Annotated in this window: 19 protein-coding genes; 16 read left to right on the forward strand and 3 right to left on the reverse strand. The window is 63.5% G+C overall.

The genetic code is table 11. From position 1 onward, the window contains the following. Window positions 1-184: 184 nt before the first annotated feature. Complete coding sequence (locus ACVZUB_RS12690) at window positions 185-730, forward strand: alpha/beta fold hydrolase (protein WP_003942671.1); 546 nt, start codon at window positions 185-187, stop codon at window positions 728-730. Window positions 731-807: 77 nt separating this feature from the next. On the opposite strand, the gene mtr is transcribed toward ACVZUB_RS12690, so the two are convergent. After that, a complete protein-coding gene (mtr, locus tag ACVZUB_RS12695; RefSeq protein WP_063316563.1) occupies window positions 808-2,184 on the reverse strand; it encodes a mycothione reductase in 1,377 nt (458 codons plus the stop codon). Continuing rightward, the gene (locus ACVZUB_RS12700; protein WP_003942674.1) at window positions 2,181-3,230 is read right to left on the reverse strand and encodes an alpha/beta hydrolase; all 1,050 of its coding nucleotides are present in this window, start codon (window positions 3,228-3,230) and stop codon (window positions 2,181-2,183) included. Before ACVZUB_RS12700 ends, mtr begins: the two co-directional genes overlap by 4 nt. Window positions 3,231-3,376: 146 nt before the next feature. Here ACVZUB_RS12700 and mqo point away from each other — a divergent pair, with 146 nt between their 5' ends. From mqo to ACVZUB_RS12750, 10 genes are all read left to right on the forward strand, one after another. Beyond that, a complete protein-coding gene (gene mqo, locus ACVZUB_RS12705; protein ID WP_003942820.1) occupies window positions 3,377-4,915 on the forward strand; it encodes a malate dehydrogenase (quinone) in 1,539 nt (512 codons plus the stop codon). A gap of 11 nt (window positions 4,916-4,926) precedes the next feature. Further along, window positions 4,927-5,403 carry a GNAT family N-acetyltransferase gene (locus ACVZUB_RS12710; protein WP_003942808.1) on the forward strand — a complete coding sequence of 159 codons (477 nt, stop codon included), beginning with the start codon at window positions 4,927-4,929 and terminating at the stop codon, window positions 5,401-5,403. 224 nt (window positions 5,404-5,627) lie between these two features. Further along, the gene (locus tag ACVZUB_RS12715; RefSeq protein ID WP_042925829.1) at window positions 5,628-7,589 is read left to right on the forward strand and encodes a magnesium chelatase subunit D family protein; all 1,962 of its coding nucleotides are present in this window, start codon (window positions 5,628-5,630) and stop codon (window positions 7,587-7,589) included. Between the two features lie 21 nt (window positions 7,590-7,610). Beyond that, on the forward strand, window positions 7,611-8,225 hold the full coding sequence (cobO, locus tag ACVZUB_RS12720) for a cob(I)yrinic acid a,c-diamide adenosyltransferase (RefSeq protein WP_003942784.1): 615 nt from the start codon (window positions 7,611-7,613) through the stop codon (window positions 8,223-8,225). Beyond that, window positions 8,219-9,595 (forward strand): cobyrinic acid a,c-diamide synthase CobB, encoded by a 1,377-nt coding sequence (locus tag ACVZUB_RS12725; RefSeq protein ID WP_039973452.1) that lies wholly within the window; start codon window positions 8,219-8,221, stop codon window positions 9,593-9,595. The genes cobO and ACVZUB_RS12725 overlap by 7 nt, the downstream gene beginning before the upstream one ends. After that, entirely contained in the window at window positions 9,579-9,992 is a 414-nt protein-coding gene (locus ACVZUB_RS12730) for a cobalamin biosynthesis protein (protein WP_063316562.1), read from the forward strand. The genes ACVZUB_RS12725 and ACVZUB_RS12730 overlap by 17 nt, the downstream gene beginning before the upstream one ends. Further along, window positions 9,989-11,215 carry a uroporphyrinogen-III C-methyltransferase gene (cobA, locus tag ACVZUB_RS12735; RefSeq protein ID WP_047271356.1) on the forward strand — a complete coding sequence of 409 codons (1,227 nt, stop codon included), beginning with the start codon at window positions 9,989-9,991 and terminating at the stop codon, window positions 11,213-11,215. Before ACVZUB_RS12730 ends, cobA begins: the two co-directional genes overlap by 4 nt. A gap of 59 nt (window positions 11,216-11,274) precedes the next feature. After that, window positions 11,275-12,741 (forward strand): MFS transporter, encoded by a 1,467-nt coding sequence (locus ACVZUB_RS12740; protein WP_042925809.1) that lies wholly within the window; start codon window positions 11,275-11,277, stop codon window positions 12,739-12,741. 80 nt (window positions 12,742-12,821) lie between these two features. After that, the gene (locus ACVZUB_RS12745; RefSeq protein WP_007735005.1) at window positions 12,822-13,250 is read left to right on the forward strand and encodes a CBS domain-containing protein; all 429 of its coding nucleotides are present in this window, start codon (window positions 12,822-12,824) and stop codon (window positions 13,248-13,250) included. A 35-nt stretch (window positions 13,251-13,285) separates the two neighbouring features. Then, the gene (locus tag ACVZUB_RS12750; RefSeq protein WP_482628454.1) at window positions 13,286-14,794 is read left to right on the forward strand and encodes a protein adenylyltransferase SelO; all 1,509 of its coding nucleotides are present in this window, start codon (window positions 13,286-13,288) and stop codon (window positions 14,792-14,794) included. Window positions 14,795-14,806: 12 nt separating this feature from the next. On the opposite strand, the gene yaaA is transcribed toward ACVZUB_RS12750, so the two are convergent. Continuing rightward, window positions 14,807-15,550, reverse strand: a complete 744-nt coding sequence (gene yaaA, locus ACVZUB_RS12755) for a peroxide stress protein YaaA (protein WP_482628455.1) — start codon at window positions 15,548-15,550, stop codon at window positions 14,807-14,809. Between the two features lie 55 nt (window positions 15,551-15,605). On the opposite strand from yaaA, the gene ACVZUB_RS12760 reads away from it, so the two are divergent. From ACVZUB_RS12760 to ACVZUB_RS12780, 5 genes are all read left to right on the forward strand, one after another. Beyond that, window positions 15,606-17,351 (forward strand): proline--tRNA ligase, encoded by a 1,746-nt coding sequence (locus ACVZUB_RS12760; protein WP_054188575.1) that lies wholly within the window; start codon window positions 15,606-15,608, stop codon window positions 17,349-17,351. Window positions 17,352-17,430: 79 nt separating this feature from the next. Beyond that, window positions 17,431-18,102: an O-methyltransferase gene (locus tag ACVZUB_RS12765; protein WP_020969392.1), complete on the forward strand. Its 672-nt coding sequence runs from the start codon at window positions 17,431-17,433 to the stop codon at window positions 18,100-18,102. A gap of 22 nt (window positions 18,103-18,124) precedes the next feature. Next, window positions 18,125-18,784, forward strand: a complete 660-nt coding sequence (locus ACVZUB_RS12770; RefSeq protein WP_007735016.1) for a rhomboid-like protein — start codon at window positions 18,125-18,127, stop codon at window positions 18,782-18,784. Window positions 18,785-18,842: 58 nt separating this feature from the next. After that, complete coding sequence (locus ACVZUB_RS12775) at window positions 18,843-20,573, forward strand: acyl-CoA dehydrogenase family protein (protein ID WP_007735018.1); 1,731 nt, start codon at window positions 18,843-18,845, stop codon at window positions 20,571-20,573. Next, on the forward strand, window positions 20,570-21,349 hold the full coding sequence (locus tag ACVZUB_RS12780) for a nuclear transport factor 2 family protein (RefSeq protein ID WP_030535621.1): 780 nt from the start codon (window positions 20,570-20,572) through the stop codon (window positions 21,347-21,349). The genes ACVZUB_RS12775 and ACVZUB_RS12780 overlap by 4 nt, the downstream gene beginning before the upstream one ends. Window positions 21,350-21,390: the final 41 nt, after the last annotated feature.

A 21,390-nucleotide genomic window follows, 5' to 3' on the forward strand; every position in this document is an offset into this window, starting at 1 on the left:
CCACCCCCACTTCGAGCGAACGGTACGTCCGTCGCCTCAGATGCGCCGAAAGCCACTTTCGCTCCGAGTGGAGGCGGTGCAGAGCGAACAATTCGGGCTCGTAGCGGCGCGTGAATGTATGAGTGGTCATACTTCTGTCGACTCCAGGGTCCTCCGCTGTGTGGATCGCGTACCGTTTCCAGACATGGAATTGACTCGAGTAGCGGTGGGCAGTGGTTCGTGCACCGTTCGGATCGACGGGCCGGTCAGCAAGCATGCGGTACTCCTGCTTCCCGGCAAGGGCGACCCCGTCGACTTGTACGACGATGTGTGTGAGCGACTGCACCATTCGGATCTGCGGACCGTCGCGGTGGAATCGATCGAGAATCTCGACGAGACCTCGGCAGTGGTACTTCTGGACGAGTTGAACATCGCCTGGGTGAACCTGGTCGGTCACCGGGAGGGCGCCGATCTCGCGTGGCTGTTGGCTGCACGTCAGTTCGGCCGCTTCGCGAGTTTGATCGCCGTGGACCGTGGACATCCGTCGGCCAGCGATATTGCCGGCGTACCGCCGGTCGAGGTTCCGACCACCGTAGTCGTGGGCAGTGGAGGTCGGGCCATCGCCGACGCCAGCGGTCGTTTCGTGTACTCCGACTTCCGCGTGACGGAACTTCCGGGTGTCGACGACGTCGTCAAGTCGGCACCGGCCGAACTCGCAACCGAGATCGTGCTGCGTACCAGCCCCTGGTGAAACTCTGACCTACGAAAAGGCGGGCATTCCCATTGCGAGGAGTGCCCGCCTTTTCGGCGTCATAAGGGCTGCGGGGCTCAGATGTCGAGGCCGAGCAGCGCGTTCTCGACCACTTCGGCCAAGGCCGGGTGGATCCAGTACTGGCCGCGCGCCATGTCCTGAGCTGACAAACCGAAGCTCATCGCCTGAATGAGCGGCTGGATCACCGTCGGAGCCTGCGTACCCATGACGTGGGCACCGAGAATGCGTCCGGTGCCGCGCTCGGCGATCACCTTGCAGATGCCCTCCTGATCCTCCATCGCCCAGCCGTAAGCGACGTCGCCGTAAGCCTGCACCTTGACCGTGATGTCGAGTCCGGCGTCGCGAGCCTGCTTCTCCGTCATTCCGACGTCGGCGATCTGCGGGTCGGTGAACACGGCTGCCGGTACGAAGCGGTGATCGGTGCTGCGAAGCCCGGACGTGTCCTTCCACGCGTCCTGGAGCAGGTTGTGTTGAACAACGCGCGCTTCATGGTTGGCGACGTGCTTGAGCTGGTACGGCGAGGAGACGTCACCGAGTGCGAAGACGCCCTCTGCGGTGGTGCGTTGGTACTCGTCGACCACGATCGAGCCCTTGTCGTCGAGTTCGACGCCGGCCTTGTCGAGACCGAGTAGGTCACCGTTCGGCTGACGACCGACCGCGACGAGGAGAACGTCACCGGAAACGACTGTGCCGTTTGCCAGTTCGACGGCGATGTTGTCGCCGTCGCCGCGTACCGACGTGAGGGGGGAGCCCAGATGGACGTCCCACTTCTGTTCGGCCAACTCGGTGAAGCGCTCGGAGATCTCGTCGTCGAGGTGCCGCAGCAGTCGCTGGCTGCGACCGATGATCGACACGCGAGAACCCAACGCGGAGAACACGTGTGCGAACTCGGTGGCAATGAATCCTGAGCCGACGATCACGAGGTGCTCGGGAAGTTCGGGCAGTCGCATGATGTCTTCGTTGGTGTAGTACTTCACACCGCTCGACGCGATCTCTTCCGGGATGATCGGACGCGAACCGGCAGCGATGACCACCTGATCGGCGGTGATCGTCTCGCCGGTTCCGGTGTCGATCGTCTTCTCGCCGGTGAACGTTGCGTGGCCGCGGTAAACGGTGGTGTTGGGGCTGTCTTCGCTGCGATACCGCTCGCCACCTGCAGAAATGGGATCGATGCGGCCGAAGACGCGCTTGACGATGTCGGACCAACGAACGCCGTCGAGCGTGGCGTCGACGCCGTACTTCTCGGCAGTGGTGACGGTGCGTGCCACCTCGGCGGCGTAGACGAACATCTTGGTCGGGATACACCCGACATTGAGGCACGTTCCGCCGAAGGTGCCCTCTTCGAGGATTGCGATCTTCTTGCCGTCGAACCGCTCGTCTGGCAGCGAGTTTCCGGATCCGCTGCCGATGATTGCAAGGTCGTAGTGCGTCACTGCGCGATCTCCTGTGTGTTGCTTGCTGTGCTTGCCGAACTTTCTGCGGCCGGCGTGAGGTGGCCGTCGAGCCACTCCAACCACAGGTCGAGTTCGGAAAAGGCTGTGGCCAAGGGCTTCTCGGTCGAAAGGAACACGTCGTGACGGGCGCCGTCGATCGGGACGATGGTGGTGCGATCGCCGAGGCAACCGGCCCAACGTGCGATCTGCTTGACGTCGAGCACGGAATCGGCGAGGTCGACGCTCGGGTTGTACGCCTTCGCGAACTGCGACTTCTTCGAGCGCAGAATCAGCGCGGGCACTCCGATGTCTAGGCCGCGGTGAAGTTTTGCGTGACCCGCTCGGACGGCCCGCATCCAGCCGAAGGTAACGGGGCAGCCTGCCAGTGGCTTCCAGTCGAGGTTGTAATCCCAGACGCCGTTGGCCGAAACATGAAGACTGGAACCGTAAGTCGGTAGCCCAGTTCCCGGGATCACCGTCTTCGCCGATACCCGTCCGAGCGCATCGATCGCCGTAGTACCGACGTTGCGCACCACTGAGGGACCCTGAAGGTCGAACCAGGGGCTGTTGAGTACCAGCCCGCAGATTCCGGCGCCGTCGCTGCCACCGGGCTTGCGCTGCAAACGGTTCAGCCAGAGCGGAACGATCAGACCGCCGGTGGAGTGCGCCATGAGCAGCACCTCGCTGCCCTCGGTCTCGCTGCGGACGATGCGCAGCGCTTCGTTCAGTTCGGCGTCGTAGAGCGCAAGGTCGGAGACGTAATGAGCTGTGTGCCCCGGTTTGAGGGAGCGGCCGCACTTACGCAGGTCGAGTGCGAAGAAGGCGTAACCCTGCTCGGCAAAGTGCTCGGCGAGGTGCTTCTGGAAGAAGTAATCGGTGAAGCCGTGCACGTACAAAACGGCACGGTGTGTCTTCACCGCCTCCTTCTGCGGTTGGTAGCGGACCAGTGTTGCGTCCACCTCGCCTTCGCCGTCCGGATCCGTTCCGAGCGGGATCGTCAGCTGCTGATATCCGTCACCGAGGACGTCTGGAACCCAAGTAGTCACAAATCACAATCTAATCGTCGTTTCGAGTGCGCGTTGTAGAGCACAATTGGGGGTGGTGAACCGCGCGTGTACGCACGGGTAACCTATTCGGCGTAACACAGCAGGCGGATGCGCGCACGGCTAATGACAAGGAAGTCGATTCTCCAGTGTCGAATCAGAACGCGGTAGAGACGAAGACGGATGTAGTGCTCGTGGGCGCAGGCATCATGAGCGCCACGCTGGGTGCATTGCTGCGCCAGCTGCAGCCCGATTGGTCGATCTCGACCTTCGAGCGGCTCGATGCCGTCGCAGCCGAGAGCAGCGACCCCTGGAACAACGCGGGAACCGGTCACTCAGCCCTGTGTGAGCTCAATTACACACCTGAGAACTCGGACGGCACGGTCGACATCAAGAAGGCCGTCAACGTCAACGAGCAGTTCCAGGTGTCACGCCAGTTCTGGGCACACGCGGTAGAGCAGGGCGTCCTGACACAGCCCAAGGAATTCATCAACCCCATCGCGCACGTGAGCTTCGTTCACGGTGAGGCCAACGCCAAGTACCTCCGTGCTCGTTACGACGCACTTGCCGGCCACACGCTCTTCCGCGGTATGGAGTACATCGACGATCCGGCCGAGTTCAGCAAGCGTTTGCCGCTCATGGCCAAGGGACGCGACTTCTCCGATCCCATCGCCCTGAACTGGAGCCAGGACGGCACCGACGTCGATTTCGGAGCGCTCACCAAGCAGCTCATCGGCTACATCGGCAAGACCGGCGGCAAGATGTACTTCGGCCACGAGGTCACCAACCTGACCCAGAACTCGGACAAGTCCTGGACCGTCAAGGTCACCAACCGTCGCACCGGTGAAAAGCGCACCGTTCGCTCGCGCTTCGTGTTCGTCGGTGCCGGTGGCGGCGCCCTGCACCTGCTGCAGAAGTCGGGCATCAAGGAAGCCAAGGGCTTCGGTGGCTTCCCGGTCAGCGGTGCCTTCCTGCGATGCACCAACCCCGAACTCATCGACCAGCACAGCGCCAAGGTCTACGGCAAGGCTGCCGTCGGCGCCCCGCCCATGTCGGTGCCTCACCTGGACACCCGTGTCATCGGCAACAAGCCGGGTCTGCTGTTCGGTCCCTACGCTGGTTGGTCGCCGAAGTTCCTCAAGCAGGGTCGCGTCACGGACCTGCCCGGCTCGGTCAAGCCGAACAACATCCTCTCGATGCTCGGTGTCGGTGTCAGCGAGCTCGGCCTGGTCAAGTACCTGGTCAGCGAGCTTGCCAAGAACGAAGCCGGTCGCATCTGGGATCTGCGTGAGTTCGCGCCCAAGGCGCAGGCCCAGGACTGGGAACTCATCACCGCGGGCCAGCGCGTCCAGGTGATCCGCCGTGCCAAGGGCAAGGGTGGTGTCCTCGAATTCGGTACCGCTGTGGTCGCCGCTGAGGACGGTTCCATCGCCGGCCTGCTCGGTGCTTCGCCCGGTGCGTCCACGGCCGTCCCGGCGATGCTGGACGTACTCGAGCGCTGCTTCCCGACCGAGTTCCAGGGTTGGAAGGGCAAGCTCCGCGAGATGGTTCCGTCCATCGGCGTCAAGCTCACCGACAACGAAGGCCTGTTCAACCAGGTCTGGGATTGGTCCTCGAAGGTTCTCGAGCTCGATTCCGCCGGTGCTTCCGAATCGGCTCCGGTCGCGGATACCGCCGCGACTGTGTGATAGTCCAACCCATGACGGCAACAGCAGCTTTGAAGCGTTCATGGGCACTCGATCTCGACAACAAGACGTTCTACGAGTTGTTGAAGCTTCGAGTGGAGGTCTTTGTCGTCGAGCAGGCTTGCCCGTATCCCGAGTTGGACGGGCGGGACCTGCTGACGGAAACACGCCACTTCTGGCTCGAGCAGGACGGCCAGGTGGTGTGCACGCTCCGGCTGCTCGAAGAGCACGACGACGGAAACAAGAGCTTCCGAATCGGACGCCTGTGCACGTCGCGTCAAGCTCGCGGCCAGGGCCACACGACCCGCCTCCTGCAGGCCGCACTGGCCGAGGTCGGCGAAGCGCCGTGTCGGATCAACGCCCAGACCTACCTGGTCGAGATGTACGCCAAGCACGGATTCAAGGCTGACGGCGAAGAGTTCATCGAAGACGGCATCCCGCACACCCCGATGCGTCGAGGTGGGGGAGAGCCTTTCGTGGCCGTCAGCTAGTTTGTCGGAGAATTGACCCTGGTCGGCTCGTGGGAAAGCGAGCCGACTAGGGTTTTTTCGATACCGAATGTTCGCGGGGAAGTCCTGTTCGATCCAGGCGCGGTCCCGCCACTGTGAAAGATCTCTCCTCTACCGATAAACCGGGAGATCTCAGCCAGGTTGCCGCGACATTCGAGTGCAGCCAAATTCTCGGCGAGGAAACCGAGAGGTGGAGGGATATCGACGTGCGAAGTGAAGAAGATCGACCAGTGGCGGGCTTCCCGTTCAGTGCTGTGGTCGGCCAGGATCAATTGCGATTGGCGCTGATCCTGTGTGCGGTGCATCCAGGGATCGGTGGGGTCCTGGTCCGCGGTGAGAAGGGAACTGCCAAGTCGACGGTCGTGCGCGCGCTGACTGCGCTGCTGCCCGCGGTCGACGACGCCGGAACGACACGACCGGCCCGCTTGGTCGAACTGCCCGTGGGCGCCACCGAAGACCGGGTGATCGGTTCGATCGACCTGGAGAAGGTTCTGCGTGACGGTGAGCGCGCATTCCAACCTGGACTGCTCGCCGCCGCTCACCAGGGTGTTCTGTACGTCGACGAGGTGAATCTGCTTCACGACCACCTGGTCGACGTGCTTCTCGACGCCGCGGCGATGGGTCGGGTTCACATCGAGCGTGACGGCATCTCCCATTCGCATCCGGCCAAGTTCGTACTCGTCGGCACGATGAATCCCGAAGAGGGAGAACTGCGTCCGCAACTTCTGGACCGTTTCGGTCTGGCTGTCGACGTCGCCGCGTCCCGCGACGTCGACATTCGCATGGAAGTGGTGCGTCGCCGACTCGACTACGAGCGTGACCCCGAGGCATTTGTCGCTCGGTACGTATCCGCCGATGAGGAGTTGGCGTCCGAAATCCTCACGGCGCGTGAGAAATTGGACTCGGTCGAGCTGAGTAACCGCGAACTGCGCCGTATCGCCTCGCTGTGTGCGTCGTTCGACGTCGACGGTATGCGCGCGGACTTGGTGCTGGCGCGCACCGCGACGGCCCACGCTGCCTGGCGCGGCGACAGTGAAGTCACTGCGGAGGACGTACGAGTAGCGGCGGAACTGACGCTGCCGCATCGCCGCCGCCGCGATCCGTTCGACGAGCCCGGCTTGGATCAGCAGCAGTTGGACGATGCGCTCGAGCAGGCTGATCAGGATGCTCAGTCGCAGGTAGAGGACGACGCGCGCGACGGAGAGCCCGAACCTCCCGAAAATCACGAAGACCGTGGCCCGGAAGATGGCGGCTCCGATGACGGCGGTCCCGGACACGAAGGGCCGGACGACGACGGGCCTGACGACGACGGCCCGGACGACCCTGACGGACCTGGTGGGGGAGTACGCGCCACCGATCGCCCCTCGGCTCCACCGGCCGGCGAATTCAAGGCCAAGCTCCTCGAAGTTCCGGGAGTCGGTGAAGGTGCACCGGGACGACGCTCGCGGTCCATGTCGTCCCGTGGACGAGTTGTGCGGTCCACGCGGGAGCGTGGGCACGGATTGCATCTGACGAGCACGGTCTTTGCCGCAGCCGAGTCTCAAGTTGCCCGTGGTCGCACTGCTGGACGGTTGCGGCTGGCACCCGCTGATCTCCGCGGCGCGATACGTGAAGGGCGAGAAGGCAATCTGATCGTCTTCGTTGTCGACGCGTCGGGGTCGATGGCAGCACGCGACCGCCTCTCCGCGGTCACCGGTGCGGTTGTCTCGTTGCTCCGCGACGCCTATCAGCGCCGCGACAAGGTCGCCGTCATCACCGTCCGTGGTCGTGAAGCGGAGCTCGTACTGCCGCCGACATCTTCGGTGGACATCGCTGTCCGTCGCTTGCAGTCGATGCGTACCGGCGGCAAATCCCCACTCGCAGAGGGATTCCTGCGTGCTCGCGAAGTGGTTCTGCGTGAACGACTTCGTGACCCGCAGCGTCGCGCCCTCGTCGTCACACTCACCGACGGCCGGGCTACCGGCGGCAAGGACGCGCTGCACCGCGCCCGCGTCGCCGCGCATCTTCTCGCCGACGCGTCCGTCGCGTCCATCGTCGTCGACTGCGAGACCGGCCTCGTGCGTCTGGGGCTGGCGGCCGAGTTGGCGCGAGAACTACGTGGCGGATACGTCCGCCTCGCCGAATTGTCAGCGCAGCAGGTCGCGGGTGTCGTCCGCGCCGCAGCCTAGATCCCAGCTCAGGAGTTCACGATGCCCAAGGGTGTTCCCGAGACAGTTCCCGACGACGGTCTGACCACGCGTCAGCGTCGTAACGCGCCGGTACTTGCCGTGCACACCGGCCCGGGAAAGGGTAAGTCCACCGCCGCTTTCGGCATGGCGCTGCGTGCCTGGAATCAGGGGTTCGACATCGGCGTGTTCCAGTTCGTGAAGAGTGCCAAGTGGAAGGTCGGAGAGGAAGCCGCGTTCCGCGCGCTCGGAAACCTGCACGACGAAACCGGCGTCGGTGGGCCGGTGCAGTGGCACAAGATGGGCGAAGGTTGGTCATGGACACGCAAGGCCGGTAGCGAGGAAGATCATGCTGCTGCCGCTGCGGAGGGTTGGCAGGAGATCGCGAGAAGGCTTGCGAGCGAGGAACATCGATTCTATGTCCTCGACGAGTTCACCTATCCGCTCAAGTGGGGCTGGGTCGACGTCGACGAGGTCGTGCAGACACTGCGCGATCGTCCGGGCAACCAGCACGTTGTCATCACGGGACGCGACGCCCCGCAGGCGTTGATCGACGCCGCCGACCTCGTGACCGAGATGACCAAGATCAAGCACCCGATGGATGCCGGCCGAAAGGGCCAACGGGGCATCGAATGGTAAGTCCTTCCACTCCGGCCGTGGTGATCGCTGCTCCTGCCTCGGGTAGCGGAAAGACTACGGTGGCAACGGGATTGATCGGCGCGCTGCGACGGTCCGGTAGCAGCGTTGCACCCTTCAAGGTGGGGCCGGACTACATCGACCCGGGTTATCACGGACTCGCGGCAGGGCGGCCCGGACGCAACCTCGACACTGTTCTGGTGGGCCCGGATCGCATCGGACCGCTCTACCGGCATGGAACCGCTGGTTGCGACATCGCCGTGGTCGAAGGCGTCATGGGTCTGTTCGACGGGAAGATCGACGAGGCAAACTCGCAGCCGTCGGCGGAGGGATCGACGGCGCAGGTCGCGTCGATCCTCGGTTCGCCGGTAGTCCTCGTGATCGACGCCCGTGGGCACAGTCAGAGTCTGGCCGCCGTACTCCACGGCTTCGCGACCTACGACGCAGGTGTGCGCATCGGCGGCGTCATTCTCAATCGCGTCGGGAGCGCTCGTCACGAGCAGGTGTTGCGTCATGCGTGCGACAAGGTCGGCGTCGCAGTGCTCGGAGTTGTGCCACGGTTGACGGAACTCGAAGTTCCCTCCCGGCACCTCGGCCTGATTCCGGCGGCCGAGCACGGCGCCGCCGCTGTGGCCGCAGTGGACGCGATGTCCGATTTGATTGCCTCGCACGTCGATCTGGGTGCTGTTCGCGCACTGGCCGCCTCGAACGTGAGTGCAGCTGCATGGGATCCGGTTGCCGAGGTCGGCGCACACGCAGAGTCTCGGCCTGTGGTTGCCATGGCGGGTGGCCCGGCCTTCACCTTCGGCTATGCCGAGCACCGGGAGCTGTTGACTGCCGCCGGCGCGGACGTGCAGGTGTTCGACCCGTTGCGGGACGAGCTTCCTGCGGGAACTGCCGCTTTGGTCCTTCCCGGTGGCTTCCCGGAAGAACACGCGGTAGACCTTGCGGCCAATACCGTACTGCTGCAGCAGGTTCGCGATCTGGCGGACGGCGGTGCACCGATCCACGCCGAGTGTGCCGGTCTGCTCTACCTCGCTCGCAGCTTGGACGGTCACAGCATGGCCGGTGTGGTCGGAGTGGATGCGACGTTCGGGAAACGCCTGACCCTCGGGTACCGCGAAGCAGTGGCGATCAGCGACTCCAGCCTCTTCGACGCAGGCTCCCGCGTCACCGGTCACGAGTTCCACCGAACGTCTCTCGTCTCGGCAGACGCGGACGGTTGCGGAAGTGCGTGGGGGTGGCGGCCCTGGGACGGCGGCAGTGTCCGCGAAGGGTTTGTTCGCGGCGGCGTCCACGCGTCGTATCTCCACACTCATCCGGTGGGGCAGCCCGAATCGATCGCGAAGTTCGTCGATGCCGCACGGGGATGACCTCTGTATCGGCGTGGGATTCACGACGAGTGTCACCGCGAAGGACATCGTCGCTGCGGTGAAGGCTGTGCTCGCGGCGCAAGGGAAGATCGTGGTACTCGCCACTGTGGCGGCAAAAGCTGAGTCTTCGGCTCTTCTGACAGCGGCCCATGAACTGAACGTCCCGATTGTGAGTTTCGCCCCGGACGTACTTGCGCGAGTTCAAGTTCCGTCACCATCGCCTCGCGTCGAGAACGCCGTCGGAACGGCAAGCGTCGCGGAAGCGGCTGCGATCCTCGCGTCCGGGGGCGGCCGACTTGTGCTGGCCAAGACTGCCAGGGATGGAGTGACCGTGGCCGCGGCCCGTAAAGTTCCCTCCAGCTTGACCAATTCTGACAACGAAACGGAGTGCGAGTGAGCGAGTCCACCGCAGACGAGACCAACTACCTGGTCGGCCTCAACCTGACCGATCGACGCGTGGTCGTGTTCGGTGGCGGCACTGTGGCTCAGCGCCGACTCGGACTGCTGGTCGCCTCTGGTGCCCGCGTTCACGTCATCAGTCGCGCGTTCACTCCAGCCGTCGAAGGTATGGCCACTGCCGGTCAGATCACGGTCGAAGAGCGCCCGTACGCCGACGGCGACCTCGAAGGTGCGTGGTACGCCATCGCCTCGACCGACGAGCCGGAAACCAATGCGGCGATCGTCGCCGAAGCGGAGCGTCGCCACATCTTCTGCGTGCGCGCCGACAACGCGAAGCACGGCACCGCCGTCACTCCCGCCAGCGCCGAGTACGACGGTATGAGCATCGGAATTCTGGCGGGCGGCGATCACCGTCGTTCGGCAGCAGTCCGCACCGCCGTCGTCGAAGGTCTTCAGTCGGGCGTGCTCGCCGATACGGCCGAGCCTGCCGCTGCGGGTGTTGCTCTCGTCGGTGGTGGCCCCGGTGATCCCGATCTGATCACCGTGCGCGGACGCCGTTTGCTCGCCCGCGCCGACGTCGTCGTGGCCGACCGATTGGCTCCGCCGGAGTTGCTCGCCGAACTGGGTCCGGACGTAGAGGTGATCGACGCCGCGAAGATCCCGTACGGCCGTGCCATGGCTCAGGAGGCCATCAACGCCGCGCTGATCGACAACGCGAAGGCAGGCAAGTTCGTGGTCCGCCTCAAGGGCGGGGACCCGTACGTCTTCGGACGGGGATACGAAGAACTCGAAGCGTGTGCCGCTGCCGGCGTTCCGGTGACCGTAGTGCCCGGAATCACGAGCGCGATCTCGGTCCCGTCGGCCGCAGGCATCCCGGTCACCCACCGCGGGGTCACCCACGAGTTCGTCGTCGTCAGTGGGCACGTGGCTCCGGATCATCCGGATTCGCTGGTCGACTGGTCGGCGCTGGCCAAGTTGCGCGGCACGATCGTGCTGCTCATGGCGGTCGAGCGCATCGATCAGTTCGCGAAGGCACTCGTCGACGGTGGACGCCCGTCAACCACGCCGGTCACCGTGATCCAAGAGGGCACTCTGCGCACCCAGCGTGAACTTCGGGCCGATCTGGCGACCGTTGCTCAGCGCGTCAAGGACGAGGAGATCAAGCCTCCGGCGATCATCGTGATCGGGCCGGTCGCGGGCTTTTCCGTCGACGCTGGGTAACGTGAAGTCTTGTGTCTGATTCCCTGAGATCCGAAAACGCTGCTGGGTCCGAAAACACCATGACGAAGTACCCTGTGGCGACACGGGCATTCGGACTGGCGATCATCGTCTTGAGCGGTATGCAATTGATGATGGTGCTCGACGGCACGGTGGCGTCGTTGGCCTTGGCCCGGATCCAGGAGGATCTCGATCTCAGCGACTCCGGTCGGAACTGGGTCATCACTTCGTATGCATTGACCTTCGGCGGACTGATGCTCTTGGGTGGCCGGTTGGGTGACACCTTCGGGCGAAAAAAGGTGTTCCTCAGCGGAGTCATCTTGTTCACGCTTGCTTCCCTCGCATGCGGCTTGGCCACCAACGAAGCGATGTTGGTGGCGGCCAGATCAGTTCAAGGCGTCGGTGCAGCAATCGCCTCGCCTACGGCGTTGGCTCTCGTGGCGACGACGTTTGCGCCCGGCCCCGTCAGGAATCAGGCTATCGCGATCTTTGCCGCCATGACCGGAATCGGTTCGGTGACGGGATTGATCATCGGCGGTGCACTTACCGAGGTGTCATGGCGGTGGATCTTCCTGATCAACGTCCCCATTGGACTGATGATCATCGGTTTTGCATTCAAGGCCCTGGTCGAAACTGGAGCCGAGCGACTGAAGTTGGATGTGCCAGGGGCAATTCTTGCCACTGTGGGCTGCACCGGAATCGTCTTCGGATTCACCGAAGGTCCCGAGATGGGTTGGACCAGCCCTGCAGTGTTGGGTGCTCTCGTCGGCGGAGTCGCGCTGTTCGTCGTCTTCCTACTGGTCGAACGGCGCGCCGAGAATCCACTGCTGCCGTTCAGCCTCTTCAAGAACAAAAACCGCGTCTTCACGTTCATTTCACTCGCGTTGATAGGTGCCGTGATGTTTTCGTTGGCGCCGTTCGTGGCGCTCTTCGTCCAGGACATCCTCGGATACAGCCCGCTCCACGCAGGTCTCGCGTTCGTGCCCTTTGCATTCGGGCTGGGAGCGGCAGCATTCGTCGCGTCCAAACTTGCAGTTCGCGTACAGGCACGATGGCTGATCGTGACGGGTTCGCTGCTGACGTTCGTGGGACTCCTGTACGGGTCGACCTTGGACGAGACGACCACCTATATGGGCAACCTGTTTGTCCTCGTCGTGGGAATCGGCTTCGGTGTGGGTTTGGCCGTCGTTCCCCTCCCGCTGTGTGCTATTGCTGGCGTGGGCCCACAGGACATCGGGCCATTGACCGCGATTGCACAGGTTGCTCAGGTACTTTTCGGTCCGGTCGGACTGGCGATCGTGGGGGCGATGGCGACGTCCCGGACCCTCTCGCTCGGCGGCGTGAGCGGAGTCGCTGCAGATATGACGCCCGCGCAGCTGTCAGCGCTGAGCGAAGGCTATGTCTTCGCGCTCTTCGGTTGCGCGATTTTCGCGGCGCTGGCCGCGATCTCTGCGCTGTTCATCAAATTCACTCCCGCTCAGGTGGCCCAGGCACAGGCTGCGGAGAAGGCAGCTCAGGGAATCGCCTGATCAGTCCTGTTTTTCCGCTTCGCTAGCCGATACGATCGTTGCAGGACGTGCCGAGAGTCTCGACGGATCGGGGTGCCGTGATGCGGATCGCGGACATATTGCGAAACAAGGGCAACAGCATCGTCACGATCGACGCCCACACGACGGTCAACGGGCTGCTGTGCGATCTTGCCCGCCACAACATCGGAGCCATGGTGGTGGTCGACGACGACGCGGTGGTCGGCATCATCTCCGAACGCGATGTCGTTCGACGCCTGCACGAGCGTGGCCCGGACCTTCTCGGGATCCAGGTTTCCGAGGTCATGACCGCTCTGATGTACACGTGCGTTCCGGCAGACGCGGTGGACAGCATTGCCGCGATCATGACCGAGCGTCGAATCCGGCATCTGCCGGTGATCGAGGACGGCAACCTCCTCGGCATCGTCAGTATCGGTGACGTGGTGAAGAGCCGCATCGACGAGCTCAAGAGCGAACGCGATCAGCTCGAGTCGTACATCGATCAGGGCTGATCGATAGGTTGTCGCACGGTGACTACTCTCGTGTGATGGCCGCATTCCAGGAATCCACAGCAGACACGGTCACCATCGTGGCCGGCCTCGAGAGCACGTTCGCCGACGAACTCGGCGCTCTGACGGTGCCGTGGCAAGGTGCTGCCGCCCCTGACCCGCAGTTGCTCGTGGTGAACGAGCAGCTGGCTGCGTCGTTGAGATTGGACGTAGCAGCGCTGCGAAGTGTGGACGGGATCGGCGTCCTGTCCGGGTCGACGGTGCCGGTCGGGGCCACACCGGTGGCGATGGCGTATGCGGGTCATCAGTTCGGTGGGTACGCACCGATTCTCGGGGACGGTCGGGCGTTGTTACTCGGCGAACTCGTCAGCAGTGCCGGGCAGCGAGTGGACTTGCATCTGAAAGGCTCCGGGCGCACACCGTTCTCTCGGGGCGGCGACGGGTACGCGGTTGTCGGGCCGATGCTGCGCGAATATCTGGTCAGTGAGGCGATGTATGCCCTCGGTGTCCCCACTACGCGCGCGCTGTCTGTCGTGGCGACGGGACGGGACGTTCGCCGCAACGGCGCAGAACCCGGTGCCGTGCTTGCACGGATCGCGTCGAGTCACCTACGCGTTGGGACCTTCGAGTTCGCGGCCCGGCAGGGCGAGGTCTTGCAGCCGCTCACCGACTACGCGATCGCCCGGCACTACCCGGAGCTGACCGAACTTCCGTCAACGGGTACACACAATCGCTATCTGAGGTTCCTCGAGGCGGTCGTCGAGGCGCAGGCGTCACTGGTGGCGAGGTGGATGCTCATCGGTTTCGTGCACGGCGTCATGAACACCGACAACACGACAATTTCGGGAGAGACCATCGATTACGGTCCGTGCGCCTTCCTCGACGCATTCGATCCGGCGGCAGTGTTCAGCTCGATCGACCACGGGGGCCGCTATGCGTTCGGCAATCAGCCCGCTGTACTGAAGTGGAATCTTGCGCGCTTGGCAGAAACACTGTTGCCGCTGATCGATTCCGCACCCGACAATGCGATTTCCGCGGCGTCGGCAGTTCTCGAGACCTTCGACGAGCGCTATGAGGGACACTATGCTGCCGGTTTCGCGGAAAAGCTCGGTCTGGCCCAGCCGTTTGGCGATCGGGCGCTCGTCGACGATCTGCTGACGTTGTTGGCGGAACACGGAGCTGATTGGACAGGCAGTTTCCGCGCACTCGCGGACGAATTGCGCGGAAATTCGGCGCCTCTCGACCAACTCGTGCCACGGGAGCACATCGCGCCCTGGTTGCAGCGGTGGCAGGGAGCCCTGACCGAAAACGGACACGGGGCCGCGGAGACCGCGAGCGCGATGGATCGCGTCAACCCGCTGTACATTCCGCGTAATCATCGGCTCGACGCTGCCCTGCGCGCCGCGACCGACGGCGACCTCGCTCCATTCGAGAAGCTGCTGGAGGTTGTCACGCATCCATTCGACCGACGCGACGAGTGGGCTGACTACACCGAGGCGGCTCCGCAGTCTTTCAGCGAAACATTCCAAACCTTCTGTGGCACTTGACAGACGAAGCCATCAATCCGTCAGGATGATCAATTCACGCTCCGACGCGATTTCGACGCGCAAGCCCGCCTTCGACGCCACCCGCGCAACACCCTTGATGTCGGTCGGTTCGGCACGCGAGACCACCAGCGCACGGGCGAGCAGACCTTTGTGGTGCTTGTTGAAGTGACTGACGATAGTGCGGGTGCCGTCCGGCTTCTCGGTGAGGACCGTTGCGATCAAGGCGTCCGGAACCGGTCCGAGGTCTTGGTAGGTGCCGGACCGTAGATCGATGACAAGGCCGTCGGCTTCGGCGGCCAGGGCCTTCGGCAGCTCCGGCTTCCACAGCGAGCGCAGCGTCCCCACCCCCGGCAGCTTGGACCCGCCAGAGAGGCGGTAGGCGGGGATCAGATCTCCTGCGCGGACAGCACCGAACAGAGCGGAACCAATGGCGATCCGATCGAGCGCCTTCGCCTTCTGGGCGCGGGTGAACGACTTTGCGTCGAGGGCGTCGAAGAGCACGCCGGTGTAGCGCTGTAGTGCGGGCCGCGTCGCGGACACCCACAGCTTGGCATTGCGCTCCACTTCGTCTGCTTGCGTCGGGCCGAGCCCGAGCGCTTCGCACGACGCCTCGACGTCAGCGGCCAGATCGACCAGCGTCTGAACCAGCAATTCGCGCGTTTCGGTCAACTGGGGCATCGACAGTTCGGCCAGATCGAGGGGCGCATCCTTGCCGCCGTCGGACTTGGTTTCTGAGGGAGGCAGCAGTACAAGCACGCTGTAACCGTACCGAGGCCCGCTCGGCCGACTGCGGCGACTATCCTTACACCTCGTGATTACCCGTCTGTCCCACCTGTTCCTGCGTACCCTGCGTGACGATCCCTCGGACGCCGAAGTTGCCAGCCACAAACTGCTGGTTCGTGCCGGCTACGTGCGTCGTATCGCTCCAGGCGTCTACTCGTGGTTGCCGCTGGGATTGCGGGTGCTGCGCGAGGTAGAGCGTGTCGTCCGTGAAGAAATGAATGCAATTGGCGGACAGGAAATCCTGCTGCCTGCGCTGCTCCCGCGCGATCCCTACGAAGCGTCGAACCGCTGGACCGAGTACGGCCCCAACCTGTTCCGCCTCAAGGACCGCAAGGGCAACGACTACATGCTCGGCCCGACCCACGAGGAGCTCTTTGCTCTGACGGTCAAGGGTGAGTACAACTCCTACAAGGACTTCCCGGTCACCCTGTACCAGGTGCAGACCAAGTACCGCGACGAAGAGCGTCCGCGTGCCGGCATTCTGCGTGGCCGCGAGTTCCTCATGAAGGATTCCTACTCCTTCGACCTGACCGACGAAGGCCTGACGGAGTCGTACCAGGCGCATCGCGGTGCCTACGAGAAGATCTTCACGCGTCTGGGCGTCAAGTACGTCATCGTCTCGGCGACCTCCGGTGCGATGGGCGGCAGCGCGTCCGAGGAGTTCCTTGCCGAGAGCGAGATCGGCGAAGACACCTACGTGCGCTGCCTCGAATCCGGCTACGCCGCCAACGTCGAGGCCGTCAAGACTGTTGTTCCCGATTCGATTCCGTTCGACGGGCTGCCCGAAGCCAAGGTGTACGACACCGCGAACACACCCACCATCGACACCCTGGTGGACTGGGCGAACGGCGCTGATCTCGGCCGTACCGTCACCGCCGCCGACACACTCAAGAACATCATGGTCAAGACCCGCCTGCCCGGCGGCGAGTGGGAACTGCTCGGTATCGGCATCCCCGGCGACCGTGAGGTCGACGAAAAGCGCCTCGAAGCTTCGCTCGAGCCGGCCGAGTTCGTGATGATCACCGAGACCGACTTCAAGAACAACCCGTTCCTGGCCAAGGGTTATATCGGCCCGAAGGCGCTGCAGGCCAACGGCGTTCGCTACCTTGTCGACCCGCGTGTCGTCGACGGCACCAGCTGGATCACCGGCGCCGACGAAGACGGCAAGCACGTGGTCGGCCTCGTTGCCGGTCGGGACTTCACCCCCGACGGAACCATCGAAGCCGCCGAGGTTCGTGACGGTGACGCCTCTCCGGATGGAGCCGGCACGCTGGTCTCGGCTCGCGGTATCGAGATCGGGCACGTCTTCCAACTCGGCCGCAAGTACACCGACGTCTTCACCGTCGACGTCCTCGCCGAGAACGGCAAGCCCGTCCGCCCGACCATGGGTTCGTACGGCGTCGGCGTCTCGCGTCTGGTGGCCGTCATTGCCGAGCAGCACCATGACGAGAAGGGTCTGCGTTGGCCCGCTGAGGTCTCACCGGCCGACGTTTACCTCGTCATTGCGAACAAGGACGAGACCGCTCGCGAAGGCGCCGAAGGCCTCGCCGCGCAGCTCGACCGCGCGGGACTCGAAGTGATCCTCGACGACCGCAAGGCATCGCCGGGCGTGAAGTTCAAGGACTCCGAGCTGATCGGCGTTCCGCTGATCGTTGTCGTCGGCCGTGGTTGGGCCGACGGCAAGGTCGAAATTCGCGACCGCTTCACTGGCGAGAGCCGTGAGATCGACGCCGACTCGGCGATCGAGGAGATCATCAGCGCAGTTCGCGGCTGATTCGAATAGTCGTCTGGGCCGCCGCAGCCACCTTCCGAGGTGTCTGCGGCGGCCCTTCTTTTCTGCCACAATCGTGGCTATGGAACGCGAACCGGATTGGGCAGAAGTCGACGGTTACCTTGTCTCCACGTTGGTAGGTGAAGATCCGGTTCTCGACGCGGCACTCGCCGCCAACTCCGAGGCCGGTCTCCCGCCCATCGACGTGGCGCCGAACCAGGGCAAGCTCCTCAATCTTCTGGCGCGAATGTGCCTGGCGCGCAATGTTCTCGAGATCGGAACGCTCGGCGGATACAGCACGATCTGGCTCGCTCGCGCGGTCGGCCCCTCGGGCCAGGTCATCACGCTGGAATTCGATCCCACCCATGCGGATGTCGCTCGGGCGAATATCGAGCGCGCCGGCTTGGCTGACCGTGTCGACGTCCGCGTCGGGGCGGCGCTCGACAGCCTCCCGTCGATCGCGAAGGAAGAGTTGGGACCTTTCGACTTGGTCTTCATCGACGCCGACAAGGAGAACAACACCGAGTACGTGCGGTGGGCATTGGCCCTTTCGCATCCCGGAACCGTCATCATCGTGGACAACGTGGTGCGTGGGGGACACGTGTCCAACCCGGATATCGACGACGAGCGCGTCAAAGCGAGTCGAGCGGTGTTGGAGATGATCGCGGCCGAGCCGAAACTCGACGGCACCGCCATTCAAACCGTGGGTTCGAAGGGATGGGACGGGTTTGCCGTTGCAGTAGTGAACGAGTGAGCGCAGACTCGAAGCGGTGAGGATGCTGGGGGCAGCAAAGGCGGCATGGCGATGGGTGCGCAGTGCTCCCGGTACCTACGTCTGGTTGCTGGCCCTGCTGTTCACCACACTGTTCCTGCGGCATCTGCCTGACAATGTCGAGGAGCGTTTTCTCGGCAAGCGCTCGACCAATCTGCATCACCTGGCCGAAGACCCGCTACGAGTCCTGTTCTCGAGTGCCTTCTGGCTCGAAGGTGGCGGTTGGTTGGGATACCTGGTTCTCTTCACCATCTTTCATGCAACGGCTGAGCGTTGGCTCGGGACGTGGCGGTGGTTGTGTGTTGTCGTCATTGCCCACGTCGGAGCCACGTACATCAGCGAAGGTGTTCTGTACGAAGGTATTCGGCACGGATACGTGGCGGAGTCGGCGGTCAACACTCTCGACGTGGGAGTGAGCTACGGTCTGGCCGGCATCATGGGGATTCTGGTGTACCGCATCGTCGATCCGTGGCGATACATCTATCTCGCGGGGTTGCTGCTCTTCTACGGTGTACCTCTGATTTTCGCCACCAATTTCACCGCCATCGGCCACATGTCTGCGTTGTTGCTCGGGTTGGCGTGCTACCCGATCACGCGCGCTCGGGCCGGCACGTGGAATCCGATGGACCTGTGGCATTCGCGAAGAATCGCAGGTCTTCCATGAATCGCACCGCGGAAAGTTACCCGCTGGTAGTTTAGCGTCATCGACGAAAGGTAATGACGTGTCTGGCACCGATGGATTGCTCTTCAACCCCCATACTTACGACCCAGCTCAGTTCGATCCGGAGACCCGCCGTTTGCTGCGAGCCACCATCGAATGGTTCGAGAGCCGCGGCAAGAAGCAACTTCTTCAGGACGACCTCGACGCCGTGTGGGTCTCCGACTTTCTCGAATTCGTCGGCAAGGAGAAGTTGTTCGCGACGTTCCAGACTCCGGCGGCATTCGCCGACGGTGACGAGAACCGTCGTTGGGACGGTGCCCGCAACGCAGCTCTGAGCGAGATCTTCGGTTTCTACGGGCTGGCGTACTGGTACGCGTGGCAGGTCACGATCCTCGGACTCGGACCGATCTGGATGAGTGACAACGACGCTGCGAAGAAGCGTGCAGCGCAGGAACTTGCCGACGGTGGTGTCATGGCGTTCGGGCTGTCCGAGCGCGACCACGGCGCCGACGTGTACTCCACCGACATGCTCCTCACTCCCACCGACGGCGACGTCGCCTTCCGCGCGAGCGGCGAGAAGTACTACATCGGAAACGGCAACGTAGCCGGAATGGTGTCTGTGTTCGGGCGTCGTACCGACGTCGAGGGTCCCGAAGGCTACGTGTTCTTTGTCGCCGACAGTGCACATCCGAACTATCAGCTCGTGGACAACGTCCTGCGCGGGCAGATGTATGTCAGCAATTTCCGCCTCGACGATTACCCGGTGCGCGAGGAAGACATTCTGCACACCGGCGTCGCCGCATTCGAGGCCGCGCTCAACACGGTCAACGTCGGAAAGTTCAACCTCTGCACCGGCTCCATCGGCATCACCGAGCATGCGTTCTTCGAGGCAATCACTCACGCGCAGAATCGAATCCTGTACGGCAATCCCGTCACGGATTTCGCCCACGTTCGCGCCGCCTTCGTCGACGCGTACTCACGTCTGATCGCGATGAAGCAGTTCAGTGCGCGGGCGGTCGACTACTTCCGCAGCGCCAGCCTCGAGGACCGTCGCTACCTGCTGTTCAATCCCATGACCAAGGCCAAGGTCACCTCCGAAGGTGAGAAGGTGGTCGGGTTGCTGCACGATGTGATCGCAGCCAAGGGATACGAGAAGTCCACGTACTTCCGCGAGGCAGCGCAGATGATCGGCACGCTGCCCAAGCTCGAGGGCACCGTCCACGTCAACGTCGGCCTGATTCTCAAGTTCTTGCCGAACTATCTGTTCAACTCGGCGCAGTTCCCGGAGATCGTCACGCGCGACGACGCCGCCGACGACGAGTTCTTCTGGAACCAGGGGCCTACCCGCGGCGCTGCGAAGATTCAGTTCCACGAGTGGAAGCCCGTCTACGAGAAGCACTCTTCGATTCCGAACGTCGCCCGTTTTTACGAGCAGGCGATCGCGCTCACCGAATTGCTCACTGCTGCAGCGCCGGACGCGCAGCAGCAGAAGGATCTCGATTTCATGCTCAACGTCGGGCACCTGTTCTCTCTCGTCGTCTACGGTCATCTGATTCTCGAACAGGCCGAGATCAGCGGGCTCGACGCCGACGTTGTCGATCAGATCTTCGACTTCCAGATTCGTGACTTCTCGGGATACGCGATCGCGCTGCACGGAAAGCCGTCGTCGACACCCGAGCAGCAGAAATGGGCCCTGGCCGCGGTGCGGAAGCCTGTTGTCGACAGTGAACGCTTCGACCGGGTGTGGCAGCAGGTCAAGGCGTACGACGGTGCATACGAGATGCGCGCGTGACCGCGCCGGTGACGCGCGAGCAGTTGATGGCCGTCGTGGAGGGATCCCCGAAAGCCGTCGGCGCGCATGACCGCTCGACCTGGGTGGCCCTGTTTGCCGGCGACGGACAGGTCAACGACCCTGTAGGTTCACGTCCGCACAACGGTCAGGCGGCGATCGAGAGTTTCTACGACACGTTCATCGCCCCCAATTCGATCACCTTCCATGTCGAGCGCGACATCGTGTGCGGCCGGACGGTGTGGCGCGATCTGAGCCTCGCTACCGAGATGTCGACCGGAGTCGTTCTCGACGTTCCGATGCACTTGCGCTACGACTTGGTGGGGGAGCCCGATTCCTTGCGGATCGGAACCCTCTATGCGCATTGGGAATTGGCGACGATGTTGAGCCAGCTCGCGACTGCTGGTGTGGCGGGGGTGAAGGCGGCCGCGAAGTTGACGCCGCAGTTGCTCTCGAACCAGGGGATCGGCGGGGCGCTCGGGTTCTCGCGCGGCATCTTCGGCGTCGGAGACAAAGGCAAGAAGGCAGCGTCGCGGTTCCTCGATGCGGCCGCTGTCGGCCGAACGCCGCCGGTACCCGTCGAGCTTCCGGCGGGGACGCAGTTGTCCAACGCTGATGTCAACGCTCTGCTCACCGGCGTGACGAAGAGCAAGATGCTGGTTGCCGGTCGCACCGTGACGGCGAGCGTCATCGTGTGCGGGGAACCGGCCATCGCATTATTCGGCTTCGAGGCGAGCGGTCATCGACTCAATCGGGTGCGTTTCTTCACCGAGAGCTGACATAGAGCCCTCCACATGCAGGTCAGGCTCGGCGCGCCACT

It is taken from the genome of Rhodococcus sp. OS5, assembly GCF_056837585.1.

What these genes read in the sequence shown, in the direction of transcription:
- ACVZUB_RS12690 (WP_003942671.1), top strand. Translation starts at nt 185, where the DNA reads ATGGAATTGACTCGAGTAGCGGTGGGCAGTGGTTCGTGCACCGTTCGG.
- ACVZUB_RS12710 (WP_003942808.1), top strand. Translation starts at nt 4,927, where the DNA reads ATGACGGCAACAGCAGCTTTGAAGCGTTCATGGGCACTCGATCTCGAC.
- cobO (WP_003942784.1), top strand. Translation starts at nt 7,611, where the DNA reads ATGCCCAAGGGTGTTCCCGAGACAGTTCCCGACGACGGTCTGACCACG.
- ACVZUB_RS12725 (WP_039973452.1), top strand. Translation starts at nt 8,219, where the DNA reads ATGGTAAGTCCTTCCACTCCGGCCGTGGTGATCGCTGCTCCTGCCTCG.
- ACVZUB_RS12730 (WP_063316562.1), top strand. Translation starts at nt 9,579, where the DNA reads ATGCCGCACGGGGATGACCTCTGTATCGGCGTGGGATTCACGACGAGT.
- ACVZUB_RS12740 (WP_042925809.1), top strand. Translation starts at nt 11,275, where the DNA reads ATGACGAAGTACCCTGTGGCGACACGGGCATTCGGACTGGCGATCATC.
- ACVZUB_RS12745 (WP_007735005.1), top strand. Translation starts at nt 12,822, where the DNA reads ATGCGGATCGCGGACATATTGCGAAACAAGGGCAACAGCATCGTCACG.
- ACVZUB_RS12750 (WP_482628454.1), top strand. Translation starts at nt 13,286, where the DNA reads ATGGCCGCATTCCAGGAATCCACAGCAGACACGGTCACCATCGTGGCC.
- ACVZUB_RS12765 (WP_020969392.1), top strand. Translation starts at nt 17,431, where the DNA reads ATGGAACGCGAACCGGATTGGGCAGAAGTCGACGGTTACCTTGTCTCC.
- ACVZUB_RS12770 (WP_007735016.1), top strand. Translation starts at nt 18,125, where the DNA reads ATGCTGGGGGCAGCAAAGGCGGCATGGCGATGGGTGCGCAGTGCTCCC.